Origin of the sequence: Niallia circulans, assembly GCF_007273535.1 — a bacterium.
GTDB lineage: Bacteria > Bacillota > Bacilli > Bacillales > Cytobacillaceae > Niallia > Niallia circulans_B.
Window position 1 is genome coordinate 2535652 of the sequence record NZ_RIBP01000004.1, and the last position, 14579, is coordinate 2550230.

Genomic DNA, 14579 nt, shown 5'->3' on the forward strand with positions numbered 1-14579 from the left:
AGATGAAAATTTTGGCGATTGAACCAACTCCAAGTCCAAATACGATGAAAATCAATTTGAATGAAGAGCTGCCAATGGGTAAAAGCAATAATTATAAACAGGCAAATGCAGAACAGGCACCACAAGTGATTCAGGACATTTTGGCGATTGAGGGAATAAGAGGGGTCTATCATGTAGCTGATTTTCTTGCAGTGGAACGAAATGCAAAATATGACTGGAAGGAACTTCTCTCGAAAGTACGCAATGCATTTGGTGAAGAGGCAGACAGCACAGAAAATGGTCAGGAAATAAATGATCACTTTGGAGAAATCAAAGTATTAGTGCAAATGTATAAAGGAATTCCAATGCAAATCAAGCTAACAGATGGAGCAGAAGAAAAGCGTTACGGTTTGCCAGAGCAATTTATGAAGGCTGTTGCTGAGGTTAGAATGCCGAATGATAATGTTGTTGCCAGCAGAAAGTGGCAAGAATTTGGCGTCCGATACGGTGAGTTTGACGAAATAGGACAAGCTGTGCAAGAGGAATTAATGGCTGCCTATCCACAAATAAGAATTACCACACTAAGTGATGCGGCGAAAAATCCAGAAACAGCAGAAGCAAACGTAATGAAAAGAGAAAAAATCAAGCTGACACTTGAAGATTTGGATCATGAAGATTGGAAAGTAAGATATCAAAAGCTAGAGCAAAGCGAAGATCCAACTGTAGAGGATATCCCTGTTTTAACGAAGGCCCTTGCTGATGACAAACCATCGATTCGCAGACTGGCAACTGTATATTTAGGAATGATAGAGGACCCTGCGGTCTTGCCGTCCTTATACATTGCATTAAAGGATAAGACGGTAACAGTAAGACGAACAGCAGGTGATTGCCTTTCTGACTTAGGCTTTGCTGAAGCAATGGACGAGATGATAATAGCACTTAATGACAAAAACAAGTTAGTAAGATGGCGTGCTGCCATGTTCTTATATGAGGTAGGGGATGAAAGGGCGCTTGAAGCATTAAAAGCCCACGAAGAAGACCCTGAATTTGAGGTAAGTCTGCAAATTAAGATGGCAATTGAAAGAATTGAGCTTGGAGAAGAGGCTAAAGGCTCTGTTTGGAAACAGATGACAGAAGCACGTAAACAGGATTGATTTAGAAAATATTTCTTGTTTGTATAGAATGGTTTATAAACCCTGCTAAAAGGAATAATTCCAGTAATTAATGTTGGCGGGGTGTATAAAGCTTGAAAAAACATATAGATGAAGATAATAATCTCAATATTGCTTTCGGTTCTTTAGCGATTATCCTCAAGGATAAATACCAATTGATATATACGATTAATGATATTCTGATAGGTCTTTTATTCTTACTTGGTACGATTTTTAACATGCTGCTCGGGTGGAAGGTGTTGGGCGCCGTTTTGTATATTTGCGGAAGTATCCTTCTCCTCATTCGCCCAGTAATTCGGACATGCCGCCTTCTGCGAGTGAAACGGTTGAATAAGGAAAAAAGACGGTTCTAACAGAGTCTCATTTCGTTGCATGAACAATTGCAGTGTTGTATGCTATATTCACATGCAATATTAAAGGAGGACATAAAAATGTCAATGGCATACGAAGAATATATGAGACAAATGGTTAAACCAATGCGAGCAGAGCTTGTAAACGCAGGATTCGAGGAGCTGACTTCTGAAGAGGCAGTTGAGGAGTTCATCAGCAATAGTGAAGGGACTTCATTAGTGGTCGTTAATTCTGTGTGCGGATGTGCAGCAGGACTTGCAAGACCTGCTGCAACACAGGCTGTTTTGCAGGCGGAGAAAAAACCTAACCATCTTGTAACAGTTTTCGCAGGACAAGACAAAGAAGCAACGGCTAGAATGAGAGAGTTTTTTGGAGATATCGAGCCATCATCTCCTTCTATGGCTTTAATTAAAGACAACCAAGTCGTTCATTTCATTCCTCGCTACGATATTGAAGGTAACTCAATGGAAGCAATTATGGAAAACTTAATCTCGGCTTTCGAGCAAAACTGTTAACTGCAGCAATAAAAGACGTAAAAGGAGGGCGTGTATACACTGCCCTTCTTTTTTTAACGCTAACTTAGGTTCTGTATGAAAGGTGATAAATAATGATTGTGACAACAGCAGGAAGAACAAATGAAATGATGAAACAGCAGGCGAAAGCCGCTGCTTCCTTTTTGGGATGTAGGTTTGTGGACAGAAATAAAAAGACAGTCCGCTCTCTGTTATCTTTTTATAATGAGGATGTATTAGTAGCAGGCAAAGACAGATATGAGCTGTTCGTCGTAAATGGAGAACAGCCTTTTTTCTTTCATCCCAGCTCTGCTATGTTCCGTGTGAAAAGACTGCAAAAAAAAGAGCATGACCCATTTATAGAAGCATGCAATCTATCAGCAGGAAAGTCGTTTCTCGATTGTACGCTTGGACTCGCATCTGACAGTATTGTCGCAAGCTACGCAGTTGGCGAAAATGGCAGCGTTGAAGGCTTTGAGGCAAGTTCGGTCATTGCCTTCATCGTTAAAGAAGGGCTTGTAAGCTGGCAGTCAGAGGAAGAGGATATTGATAGGGCAATGAGAAGAATAAAGGTTACAACAGGTCATGCCCTCGATGAATTAAAGAAGCGCAAGGATGATAGTGTGGATTGTGTTTATTTCGACCCGATGTTTGAGGAGCAAATTAATTCAGATGGAATAAAGCCATTAAAGAGCCTTGCTGTTTATGAGGAATGGACGAGTGCGATGATAGCGGAAGCTCGCCGTGTTGCAAAGGAAAGAGTTGTCCTGAAGGATCACTATAAAAGCAGCAGGTTTGAAGATTTTAATTTTAAACGCATCGATCGAAAAACAGCAAAATTTCACTATGGTATTATCGAATTATAGGAAAAATTAAGGAAGGCCAGCTATTATTTTTCTTAAATGCTGTATAAATAGTAGCTGAATAATTGAACTTTATTATATACTTGAATAGTACTGTAAATTATTAAGCAAGAACCATTTTAAAGAGATAGAATATTCTTTACATGGATAAGCAGGACCTTTGAAAGTGAGGTGTTTAAAAATGCCTAATTGGATTCGGAAAAGTCTTGTTGTCTTTGTGTCAATTTTAACATTTGGATTGGTTACTCCTTCCCCTTCCGCTTTTTATACTTCGGGAAACGGGGACGAAAAGAAGCCTGCAGATGAGAGACAGCTCCCAGTATCGTCAGAGCTGGAGTTTGAGCCTGTCGGAGTTCTCGATGAACGATCGGAAAGAGAAAAGGTCGTGGGCATGCTGATGGAAGAAGCTGAAGTGCAAAGTTATACGAAGTTCGGAAGCAAAATTAAACCAGTCATTGAAGATGAATTTAAACTGGCGATTTTGCCGAATATAGAAAAAGCGATAAACGATGTGACAAGCAGCTTCCCTGATGAAGATTTGAGCCAGCTTACCATAACTGAAATGCCAAGCCCTGGGACGAGCGAACGAATTTTTCACATTTTGAAAGAAGATCAGGATGTGATCCGTTTTCATGTAAGAAGGGATCGCCCCCCACAAGAAGGCTATTGGTTCAATTTTCATTATCACACGTTTCAGGATAACTTCCAAAATCATTATGCACTAGGCAACATCTATTGGGATAAGAATATGCCGCCAAGATGGATGAGCTAATAAAAACTTTCCCAATAAATTATAATAAAATGTGAAACCCTTGGAGCATCAGAAACGTAGATAATTAAAATGAGAAAAAAATGGAGGAATTAATCATGGCAATTAGTTTATCAAAAGGACAAAAAGTGGACTTGACAAAAGGAAACCCTGGATTAACAAAGGTGGTTGTTGGTTTAGGATGGGACGTTAATAAATACGATGGCGGAAACGATTTCGACTTAGATACATCTGTATTTTTGTTAGCGGAAAATGGAAAAGTAGCTTCTGACGCTGACTTTGTCTTTTACAACAACACAACTGGCGGTAATGGATCTGTCGTTCACTCAGGAGATAACCGCACTGGAGATGGAGACGGTGATGATGAATCTGTCATTATTGATTTGCAAGGTGTACCTGCGGGAGTGCAAAAAATTGCCTTTACTATCACTATTCATGATGGAGACGCTAGAAACCAAAACTTCGGACAAGTTTCTAACTCATATGTGCGCATCCTGAATGAACAAAATAATGAGGAGCTTATCCGTTATGACTTAGGAGAAGACTTCTCTATCGAAACAGCATTAGTTGTCGGAGAACTATACCGTCACAACGGCGAATGGAAATTCAGCGCTACTGGCAGCGGTTATCAAGGCGGCTTGGCAGCGTTAGCAACTGATTTCGGACTACAAGTAGGCTGATTTTAGTAAAAGGGGAAACTCTTTTCGGTTGCATTTCCATTTGATTGCAGGCTGATAAAAAGAAAAAGCAGCATGATTGTTTAATCATGAATGATAAGAGCAATCAATTAGGAGGAACATACACGAATGGGAATTATTGAAAGCATTATCCATACATACTCTCAGTTTTTTAATTGGGAAATGTGGGGGCAGGTACTGACAGACCCAGTAAGCTGGGGATATATTGGAACACTTGTTATTCTTGAAGGGCTATTATCAGCAGACAACGCACTTGTGCTTGCTGTTATGGTAAAGCATCTTCCGCCGGAAAAACGAAAAAAAGCACTTTTCTATGGTTTGCTTGGCGCATACATCTTCCGTTTTATTGCAATCGGAATCGGTGTATTCCTTATTAAATTATGGTGGGTTAAAGTGCTTGGTGCAGCATACTTGGCATATCTGGCAATCAAGTACTTCATGGATAAGCGCAAGGAGAAGAATGCATTAGAAGTTGAAGGCGAAGAAGAATCACATGGCATTAACAAAAACGGTCTCTTAATTCGTCTTTTCGGAACATTCTGGGGTACAGTTATTGCAGTTGAAATGATGGATATTGCTTTTTCTGTAGACAGTGTTCTTGCCGCATTCGGTGTCAGCAACCAGGTTTGGGTACTGCTTGTCGGCGGTATGCTTGGAGTCTTGATGATGCGCGGTGTCGCAGGTGTATTCTTGAAGCTGATTGACCGCGTACCAGAATTGGAAGGCACAGCCTACATTTTGATTCTGATTATTTCTGTGAAAATGCTTTTAGGTGTTATTAATATTCATGTACATCATTACGTATTTTTCAGTATACTGGTTGTCGCTTTTGCCGCAACATTTGTTGTTCATAACCGCAACAAGAAAAAAGCAGAGCAAGGCGAAGCATAAGATAGTAATACTTTAAGAAGGGATAAAGACATCAGGTCTTCCCTTCTTTTATTTCCTTTCCAACCTCCTTTCCTCCCTGTAGCAAAGATAAATCAATCCAATTGATTACAAAATTCCCTATAAAAAGAAATATATTAATGCAAGAAAAACTATATTATATTAAAATAAATAGGTACTATTTTTATAAAATTATTATCGGAATAATCTGAATATATATATATAGGTATTATAGTTGAATGGAGTTAGTGAAAATGAAATTATTTGCTGATTTAAATGATAAGCAACGAGAAAAGCTTTTTTATAAAAAACCTGAAGAGTTATCTATTAATTCGGATAAAGAAATTTTATCCTATGCACTTGCTTCCACCCTGTATATGCCTGCAACAAGACCGAATATATATCATGACCTTCTCATAAAGAAGCATTCTGGGTTAACATCTATGGTCATTTGCCTGGAGGACTCCATTGGTGATCATGAAGTGGAGCTTGCTGAAGCAAAATTAAAAGAAGAGCTTATTAATATAAAAACAAGCATTGAGCAGGGCATTTTATTAAAAGCAGAGATGCCGCTGATTTTTATTCGCATTCGTTCTGTTGAGCAGTTTTTGAGGCTGATGGATTCCCTCCATGAGTGTATCCACTTATTAACAGGAATTGTCATTCCTAAATTTGATGCAGCATTTGGAAGTATTATCCTACAGAAATTGGAAGCATATAATAGCTTAGGCAATTTGCTATATGCAATGCCAATCTTAGAGACGAAAAGAATCATAGAAAAAGAAACTAGACTAGAAGAATTGTTGTCGATTAAGGCAGTTCTCGATACATATAAGCATCTTATTTTAAATGTCCGGATTGGTGCGACTGATTTTTGCGGTTTATATGGGATAAGAAGAAATACAGATACAACTGTTTATGATGTGGCCATTATCCGTGACTGCATCACTGATATCATTAATGTGTTTTTGCGTGCAGATAGTCCTTATGTCGTTTCCGGACCTGTATGGGAATATTTCTCTTCCAAAGAAAGAATGCTGATTCCACAGCTACGGGAAACGCCGTTTAGGAAAAGATATGGCAAGGCGGGCATGCAAATGAGGACACAGCTAATCGACAGACATATGGACGGCTTGATAAGGGAAGTGCTAATGGATATTACTAACGGTTTAACTGGAAAAACAATCATCCATCCATCCCATATTAAGCCTGTACAAGCATTAAATGTTGTCAGCTATGAGGAATATTTAGATGCTGCAAATATCATTGCAAGCAATAATGGAGATATCGGGGTTATGAAAAGCTCCTTTTCCAATAAGATGAACGAAATAAAGCCACATTTTTATTGGGCACAGAAAATCATGCTAAAATCTAGAGTTTATGGGGTGTTCCATGAAGAATTTACATACATTGACTTACTCACACAAGAAAATTTCGTTACCAATCCTAAGTGAATTAAAAATGCATATTGAAATAACGGAAAATCCTTTTGAACTGGAAGTACAAGAGCTGTTTCAAATGGCAGCGAGAATTAATAAAAAAAGATCCTTTTTATTCGTCAGCAAGCTACTTGGAAAACATATTCCTATTAAACCAAAATTAGGATTGTGGACCGGATTTGCGCTTGCTGCCAGATATGAAGAATTAAAGACTGGCGTTGTATCTGCTTCTAGAGATGTATTGCTGAAAGCCTATTATGACAATATTGCCAGCTTTCGTGATGAACCGATTATTGCCAAGGAAATAGCAAGCCCAATTATCATTGGATTTGCAGAAACAGCAACAGCGCTTGGCCATAGTTTTTATAAGGCGTTTTCTCATGCAGCCTTTTTTCATACCACGAGAGAAGTGGTGGATGGTATGGAATCTATCATCTCTTTTGAGGAGGAGCATTCCCACGCTACCTCACATCGCTGTTATATCGACGCCTCCATGCTTGATACACAGCGAGAGGTTATATTAGTTGATGATGAACTGACAACAGGCAATACGGCCATTAATATCATTCGAGATATACAGGCGAAATATCCGCGCACAGAATATACAGTTGTCTCGATACTTGATTGGCGTTCAAAGGAAAATGAAGCAAAGCTTAAAAGCCTTGAACAAGAGCTTGGGATAACTATTCGTTGTGTAAGCTTAATAAAAGGTGTTTTTCAATTAGAAGGTGAGTTAAATAATGTCAGTGACGGACAGGAAGAAACAGGCATATCAACAAATATTGTGGAAACAGAATATATTAGCTTAGCCGAATTTACGAAGGATAACTTGCTGCCTTTTTCCTCAAGAACGCTACTTGACGAACGCAATGTAAGCCCTTATTTAAAGAATACAGGCAGATTTGGTCTCCACTCAAGTGAAATAGATTGGGTGGAGGCAGCGGCGTCCTTTCTTGCCCAAAAGCGCATTGGCAGTCAAACACTTTCCATAGGAACAGGCGAGTTTATGTATATTCCAATGAAGATTGCATCTCTGATGGGAGATGGGGTCTACTATCAATCAAGTACGAGAAGCCCTATTTATCCTCATAATGAACATTATTATGGAGCAAAAACAGCGATTCACTTCCTTAATCCGGAAGATACTAGTATTGACCACTATTTGTATAATTTAACAGAATATGCATATGATGATATTTTTGTATTTTTTGAGAGAAAACTTGACGAAGCAAAGCTCAACCCATTGCTTGACAAGCTAAAGGGCACTGGAGCTAGAAAAATAAACATAGTGTATGCAGCGGGAGGTAAGTGAGATGAAACAGAAAACTGGACAGAGAAGGTTTGGATCATATAAGCAGGAGGATGTCGTTTTTCTGTTAAAGGACTTAAGTGACTTCAGCTTAGAGGGGAATACAGAAGAGCGGGAAAAACGTATACAAGGTGGTCAGCATTATAGTGAGACATTGCCGATTGAATACAATCCTCCAGAAAACTATTTGCAGGTTTTTTGGGAAACTCTCGCAGAATACAAAACTAAGGTAGCCTTTTGCACCGCAGTCGTTGCAGAGCAAATATACAGAAGAAAAGGGCAAAACACTGTCCTCGTTTCTCTTGCAAGAGCAGGCACACCAATCGGTATATTGATGAAGCGATACCTACAATTTAAGTATAGTGAAAACATTCCTCACTACAGCATCTCCATTATCAGGGATAGAGGAATAGACGAAAATGCGCTTAACTACATACTAAACTCTCATCCTGGCTGCAATATTCAATTTGTGGACGGCTGGACAGGTAAAGGAGCAATTTCCATTGAATTGACAAAGTCCGTGCAGGACTTCGAAGAAAAGCATGGCGTAAAGCTTGATGATAGTCTTGCTGTTGTCGCAGATCCAGGCTATTGTACAGATTTGTTTGGCACTAGAGAGGATTTTCTTATTCCAAGCGCGTGCCTTAATTCGACCGTTTCAGGACTTGTCAGCAGAACAGTCCTTAATGATGCTTACATCGGAACAAATGATTTTCATGGCGCAAAATATTATCAAGAATTAGAAGAATATGACGTTTCAGAACAGTACTTAGAACAAATCGCTTCGCGATTTCTACACATAAATGAACATGAATTAGAAGAAGCGATTGCGGAAATCAGAAATGCTGAAGAAGTTTCCTTTAAAGGAATGCAGGAGGTTTTAGAGATAAAGGAAGCCTTTGGAATTGAAACGGCCAATTACGTTAAGCCGGGAGTTGGAGAAACAACAAGGGTGCTTTTAAGACGTGTGCCATGGAAAATCTTAATGAAGGACCCTGATAGCCCTTATGTACGTCATATCATCATGCTGGCAAAGGAACGGAATGTAGAAATAATCCCATATCCAAATATGAGTTATACATGCTGTGGTCTCATTAAAAAAGTGGGTGAAGAAAAATGATGATGTTCGCATCCGATTTGGACAGAACGCTAATTTATTCACAACGTGCCCTTTCTGAAATGGGTACACCACTTAATAAAGAAATGGTCGCTGTTGAAAAAAGGAATGGAGAGAATATCTCTTATATGAAGGAAACAGCACTGAATCTTCTTAAGGAACTTTCTGGTGAACTCCTGTTTGTCCCAGTTACGACAAGAACATATGAGCAATATAAGCGCATCTTTATTTTCACAGAGGAAATACCAGTGACATATAGTGTGACTTCAAATGGAGCGAATATCCATTATAAAGGAGAAATCCTTACTGACTGGACAGAAACAGTACAAAGAAAGCTTGCAGAAGAATGTAGCCATAAAGAAGATTTAATGAAACTTCTGCAAGGATTTAAGCTTCCAGGGGAAATGAAAATAGCAGATGATCTGTTCTTTTATTTTATATTAACAGAACAAATAACGGCGGATACCAAAAGACAGATAGGAGAAATTGCTGCAGAAAATGGCTGGAAGCTGTCATTGCAGGGAAGAAAACTGTACTTCATGCCATCTCCTGTATGTAAGGGAGAAGCAGTAAAGTTTATTCAAAAGCGCGAGGGCATAACACAAATAGCAGGTGCAGGAGATTCCCTGCTTGATGTCCCTTTATTGGATGTGTGTACACATCCATTTATGCCAAGGCATGGAGAAATGGCTTCAGAGCTGATGAGTGCTAATACATTTTCTTTCACGAGAACCAAAGGAGCAAATGCTGGTGAAGAGATTATTGAGTCTGTTCACCAGCTTGTAAAGCGAAGTTCTATTCCTCTGCAGGAGAGTCTTTGAGCCATTTGGATAGAAAATGAAAAATGGTAGCGAAAACTGTATAGAAAATGAAGAAGGCGACTGCGCCAACTAACAGGGAGTTAAAGCTGATTGAAACGGCGAAACTGATCATGATACCGATGAGAAAGAGGTCAATGTACAGGAAAGACTTAGAGCATAGTACTTGCTCCATTTGTTTCATGTCTTCTTTCATTTGATGATAAGACATTTTTCGAAACAGTAATCTCATATTAAACACCTACTTAGCCTAAATTACTGTATTATATGCATTTTGCAAAAAATGGTGAAAGATAGATAGTCTTTATATAAAGGTTATCTTCTTCTGACTTAAATGGCAGCAGGCTTACGTTTAACCTTAAGTAAGGAGAAACGTAAGATTGATGTAGAAAAATGAAACTTTTTGGACAAATAATCGTACTAATTTATATAGGGTAAATATTTAGCAATATTAATATACTGTGCTATGATACATATAAAGCTTTACGCGAAAAGATTATTTTTTATAAAGAGCAGTTCGTTTAGGGAAGTGGAAAAAAATGAATGTTAATTTACACACACTGAATGGGCAGATACTTCCTGTATCATTGGAAAACTGGTACACAACCATGCAACAGCCGCTGAAAAGCCGGCCTTTTTATAAGGAAGAAAACGGAACCATTACCTTTGGGCAAGTGTTTGTTAAGCTTCTTGGTGTGCCGATGGATGAAGATGAATATTATAACCAGCTTTATGATTGGGTTCATGCAGAAGACAATAACTTAGAACTGATTAGCAATAATCATTTGAACCGTGTTTTCGATAACAAGCATTTTCAAGCGATTCAAAAACTAATGAATTTACTTCATGAACAAAATCTTTCTGTTAATCGGTTTGTTGCCTTTTTGGATGGAGAAAATCTCATATTAAAATCAACCAGCCCTTCTATACACCGAAAATTAAGGGAAAGCATGATAAAGCTTGTTGAACGCTTTGCTGAAACAGAACCAAATGGCTTAAAGAGCAGTGAGCTGCGCAGGGTGCTTGTTGATGTTATTAAATGGTCTATCAATCACCTTCAGCCAAGTCTTGAGGCATGCGGTGATAGTGAGAGACTTCCGCAATACTTGTGGTACGGTGCAGGCAATAAAAGCCAAGCCTATTTTTTAACATATTTATCGCAAATCGGGTGTGATTTGTTGATTGTTAGTCCAGATGGGAACGATGTTTTCGAGCAAATTGCCGGTGACGTTCAGCCTGTTTTTATCCATAGATATCCGCAAGCAAAAGAAGCAGAGGAGTTTCCGACGGAAAAAAGGAGAAGAACAGCAACTGTTGCTTACAGAGCGTCAAAAGAAATAGAGAGCATTTTAAATCATGAAGGCTCTGGCCTTTATAAACCATGGCAGCTGAGGGATTACACACCAATGTCCGTCACGCTCAAGACAACATATGACGAGCTTTTTTTGCTGGAAAAAGAAAAAGCGATGATACGTCCAAATTTTGAAGTGAGTAATGGAGAAGTGAAAATTCCTACTATTTTTGCTAAAGTATTTGGTGTAAGCAGCAATAGGAAAGAATATTGGGATAGGATGCATACTCTTGTTAATGTGGAACATGCCCTGTTAATAAAGAATTTTCCTTTTACAAGGGCAATCGTCAGCGATTATCGTTTTCATTATCGCAATGCTCTTGGCAAAGATGGGAAATTGGACATAAACAAAATGATGGGATCAAACTATTGGAGCTACGGCCGTTTGCCAATCGGATTGCAAAAAGGAATCGCATCAAGCATTCGCTCTATTTGCCATAACCCCCGTCTTCAGGCATTGCCGCATGAAACTTCAGAAGAAGCAGCTATTTTCCTGTTCACACAAGGACTAATCATACCTGCTGATATTTTGAAGCTGCTACAGAGGTTTGACTACTCGCAGGAAGTGCCAAGCATCATTCTGTATAAGACAGAGCAAAATGGCATTTTTACGAGAGAGGATGCAGCAATATTGCTGTTATTAAATGCATTCGGAGTGGATATTATTCTATATAATCCGCCAGGCCATATTGACATAGAGCCATTTATTACTGAAGGCTCCTATGATTCCCACTGGCTCGAGGATGTTGTGTTTGAACTGGAATATAAGGAAGAGTCATTCTTTAAGAAAATGATACTGAATGGTTTTAAAAAAAATAGAAGGGGAGATTAGCAGTGAATATGCAATCATCTAATTCTTCAAGCAATGAACACCAAGTTATAGATGTGTTAACGGAAAATAAAGTTTCTGAAATCAAGCTTGCCTTAAGAAATGAACCAGAAGTGCAGCAGTTGGCAAAATCAATTGATGAAAGAGACCAAATTCAAATACTAGAGTTCGGAAAAGAGCCTGCTGTGCAGATTTCTAAATTCTCTGATCAAATCCTCAGCAATATGAGAACAACAAAAGTCGAAGATTCAGGAGAACTGCTGAAGCAGCTTGGCAGGATTATGGATAAGTTCGATAAAAAGGACTTTGAGCAATCCTCAAAGGGCCTGTTTGGAAAGCTGTTCAAAAAAAGCGAAAAAATCATGGAGAAGCTGTTTGGTAAGTACCAGTCAATGGGATCGGAAATTGATAAGGTTTATGTTGAAATTTCCAAATACCAAACAGAGATGGTTGATTCGACAAACATGCTAGACAATATGTATGAGCAAAACTATCAATATTATTTGACGCTTGAGAAATATGCTGTTGCAGGTGCAATGAAATCAGATCAGCTCAAACAAGAGGTGCTTCCGACAATTGAAGCAAAAGCAATCCAAGGAGATCAGCTTGCCTCGATGCAGCTTGATACCTTAAGAAATGCGATTGAACTAATCGACCAGCGTGTGTATGATCTGGAAATGGCCAAAATGGTCGCATTGCAAACAGCACCGCAAATAAGACTGCTGCAGCGCGGTAATACGAAATTAATCGGTAAGATTAACTCTGCTTTTGTTACAACAATTCCGATCTTTAAAAACGGCTTGATTCAAGCTGTTGCAGCTAAAAGACAGAAGCTAGTAGCAGACAGCATGAGCGAGCTTGACCGCCGCACGAATGAGATGCTTGTCCGCAATGCACAAAATATTTCACAGCAAAGTGTGGATATTGCGAGAATGGCAGGTGCGCCAAGCATTAAAATTGAGACAATCGAGGAATCCTGGAATATCATTATGAAAGGTATGCAGGAAACAAAATCGATTGAAGAAGATAATAAGAGGCTCCGTGAAGAAGGTACGAAAAAACTGGAGCAGCTTCACAGTAATTTCAAACAAATGAAATTAAAAGGCTAACAATCAGGGCAGCTCTGCTGCCCTGACATAAAAATACATAATAATAAATTGGAGTGGATAATATGGCAATCAATCTGCAAAAAGGACAAAGAGTAGATTTGACGAAAGGCAATCCTGGTTTATCAAAAATTATGGTAGGTCTTGGTTGGGATCCAGTTCAGCAAAATAAAGGTGGCGGACTGTTTGGTTCTTTATTTGGCGGCGGTTCTGGCGGAGCAAATGTTGACTGTGATGCATCTGTTTTAATGCTTGATGAAAATGGAAAAGTAAAAGGAAACAGTGATGTAATATATTTTGGAAACTTGAAAAGCAGAGATGGCAGCATTCAGCATACTGGCGATAATTTGACTGGTGATGGTGCAGGGGATGATGAACAAATTTTTGTTGAATTAAGCCGTGTTCCTGCTTCCGTACATAAGCTTGTTTTCGTTGTTAATATTTATGATGCAGTGAAAAGAAAACAGCATTTCGGAATGATTCAAAACGCATTTATTCGCATTGTTAATCCAAGTTCTAATGAGTCACTGCTGCACTACAATTTGACAGATAACTATAATGGCATGACAAGCTTAATCGTTGGTGAACTGTACAGACATGGTCAAGAATGGAAGTTTGGCGCAATTGGTTCTGGTACAACTGCTGGCAGTCTTGGTGAAGTAGTAAAATCTTATTCTTAAATAACAAGGATATAAAAGGAGGAGAAAAGAATGAGCATCAATCTATCAAAAGGACAAAGAATTGACCTGACAAAAACGAATCCAGGCCTAACGAGAGCTATTATCGGATTAGGCTGGGACACAAATCGCTATGACGGAGGAGTTGACTTTGACTTGGATGCATCCGCATTTCTGGCAGATGCAAACGGCAAAGTGATAAATGATGTAGATTTCATTTTCTACAACAACCTTGCACATCCGAGCGGCGGTGTGGAGCATACAGGCGATAACCGAACAGGTGAAGGGGATGGGGATGATGAACAAATCGTCATCGACTTTTCCAAAATCCCTGCACATGTTCACAAAGTTGGCATTGCAGTGACAATTCATGATGCAGATTCTAGAAGTCAAAATTTTGGTCAAGTTTCCAACGCGTTTGTTCGTGTTGTGAATGAGGAAACAAATGTAGAAATACTTCGGTATGATTTAGGAGAAGATTTTTCTGTAGAGACAGCCGTTGTCATTTGCGAATTGTACAAGCATAATGGCGATTGGAAGTTTAATGCGATTGGCAGCGGATTCTCTGGCGGCCTTGCAGCACTTTGCCGCAATTACGGATTGGACGTATAATTTTTTGCTGTCAAACAGTTAGTGTGTATGAAACAAACAGCAAGCTAAGCAGCCTTTCAGAAAAGAAGCCTTTCTTGTTTCTTTTTTGA

Annotated in this window: 16 protein-coding genes; 15 read left to right on the plus strand and 1 reads right to left on the minus strand. The window is 39.0% G+C overall.

Annotated elements, in window-relative coordinates:
* Positions 1-2: 2 nt before the first annotated feature.
* The 11 genes from CEQ21_RS20470 (at position 3) to CEQ21_RS20520 (ending at position 9918) form a co-directional block, all read left to right on the plus strand.
* A complete protein-coding gene (locus CEQ21_RS20470; RefSeq protein WP_185766093.1) occupies positions 3-1133 on the plus strand; it encodes a conserved virulence factor C family protein in 1131 nt (376 codons plus the stop codon).
* Between the two features lie 92 nt (positions 1134-1225).
* The gene (locus CEQ21_RS20475) at positions 1226-1504 is read left to right on the plus strand and encodes a YrhK family protein (protein ID WP_185766094.1); all 279 of its coding nucleotides are present in this window, start codon (positions 1226-1228) and stop codon (positions 1502-1504) included.
* A 78-nt stretch (positions 1505-1582) separates the two neighbouring features.
* Entirely contained in the window at positions 1583-2017 is a 435-nt protein-coding gene (locus CEQ21_RS20480) for a BrxA/BrxB family bacilliredoxin (protein WP_185766095.1), read from the plus strand.
* Positions 2018-2109: 92 nt separating this feature from the next.
* The gene (locus CEQ21_RS20485; protein ID WP_185766096.1) at positions 2110-2880 is read left to right on the plus strand and encodes a class I SAM-dependent methyltransferase; all 771 of its coding nucleotides are present in this window, start codon (positions 2110-2112) and stop codon (positions 2878-2880) included.
* 178 nt (positions 2881-3058) lie between these two features.
* Positions 3059-3649, plus strand: coding sequence for a YpjP family protein (locus tag CEQ21_RS20490; protein WP_185766097.1), 591 nt, complete (start codon positions 3059-3061; stop codon positions 3647-3649).
* A 95-nt stretch (positions 3650-3744) separates the two neighbouring features.
* Positions 3745-4326, plus strand: a complete 582-nt coding sequence (locus tag CEQ21_RS20495; RefSeq protein WP_185766098.1) for a TerD family protein — start codon at positions 3745-3747, stop codon at positions 4324-4326.
* A gap of 126 nt (positions 4327-4452) precedes the next feature.
* On the plus strand, positions 4453-5235 hold the full coding sequence (locus CEQ21_RS20500; protein WP_185766099.1) for a TerC family protein: 783 nt from the start codon (positions 4453-4455) through the stop codon (positions 5233-5235).
* A 251-nt stretch (positions 5236-5486) separates the two neighbouring features.
* Positions 5487-6686, plus strand: a complete 1200-nt coding sequence (locus CEQ21_RS20505) for an HpcH/HpaI aldolase/citrate lyase family protein (RefSeq protein ID WP_185766100.1) — start codon at positions 5487-5489, stop codon at positions 6684-6686.
* Positions 6625-7983 carry a phosphoribosyltransferase family protein gene (locus tag CEQ21_RS20510; protein WP_235907292.1) on the plus strand — a complete coding sequence of 453 codons (1359 nt, stop codon included), beginning with the start codon at positions 6625-6627 and terminating at the stop codon, positions 7981-7983. Before CEQ21_RS20505 ends, CEQ21_RS20510 begins: the two co-directional genes overlap by 62 nt.
* Before the next feature lies 1 nt (position 7984).
* Complete coding sequence (locus tag CEQ21_RS20515) at positions 7985-9100, plus strand: cysteine protease StiP family protein (protein WP_185766101.1); 1116 nt, start codon at positions 7985-7987, stop codon at positions 9098-9100.
* Positions 9097-9918, plus strand: a complete 822-nt coding sequence (locus CEQ21_RS20520) for an HAD family hydrolase (RefSeq protein WP_185766102.1) — start codon at positions 9097-9099, stop codon at positions 9916-9918. Before CEQ21_RS20515 ends, CEQ21_RS20520 begins: the two co-directional genes overlap by 4 nt.
* Here CEQ21_RS20520 and CEQ21_RS20525 read toward each other — a convergent pair.
* On the minus strand, positions 9893-10147 hold the full coding sequence (locus CEQ21_RS20525; protein WP_185766103.1) for a hypothetical protein: 255 nt from the start codon (positions 10145-10147) through the stop codon (positions 9893-9895). The two genes, CEQ21_RS20520 and CEQ21_RS20525, sit on opposite strands and share 26 nt — an antisense overlap.
* Positions 10148-10454: 307 nt before the next feature.
* Here CEQ21_RS20525 and CEQ21_RS20530 point away from each other — a divergent pair, with 307 nt between their 5' ends.
* The 4 genes from CEQ21_RS20530 (at position 10455) to CEQ21_RS20545 (ending at position 14490) form a co-directional block, all read left to right on the plus strand.
* The gene (locus CEQ21_RS20530) at positions 10455-12098 is read left to right on the plus strand and encodes a YceG family protein (RefSeq protein WP_185766104.1); all 1644 of its coding nucleotides are present in this window, start codon (positions 10455-10457) and stop codon (positions 12096-12098) included.
* Positions 12099-12106: 8 nt separating this feature from the next.
* Positions 12107-13204 carry a toxic anion resistance protein gene (locus CEQ21_RS20535; protein ID WP_185767356.1) on the plus strand — a complete coding sequence of 366 codons (1098 nt, stop codon included), beginning with the start codon at positions 12107-12109 and terminating at the stop codon, positions 13202-13204.
* Between the two features lie 62 nt (positions 13205-13266).
* Positions 13267-13881 (plus strand): TerD family protein, encoded by a 615-nt coding sequence (locus CEQ21_RS20540; RefSeq protein WP_185766105.1) that lies wholly within the window; start codon positions 13267-13269, stop codon positions 13879-13881.
* Positions 13882-13911: 30 nt separating this feature from the next.
* Positions 13912-14490 carry a TerD family protein gene (locus CEQ21_RS20545; protein ID WP_127737700.1) on the plus strand — a complete coding sequence of 193 codons (579 nt, stop codon included), beginning with the start codon at positions 13912-13914 and terminating at the stop codon, positions 14488-14490.
* Positions 14491-14579: the final 89 nt, after the last annotated feature.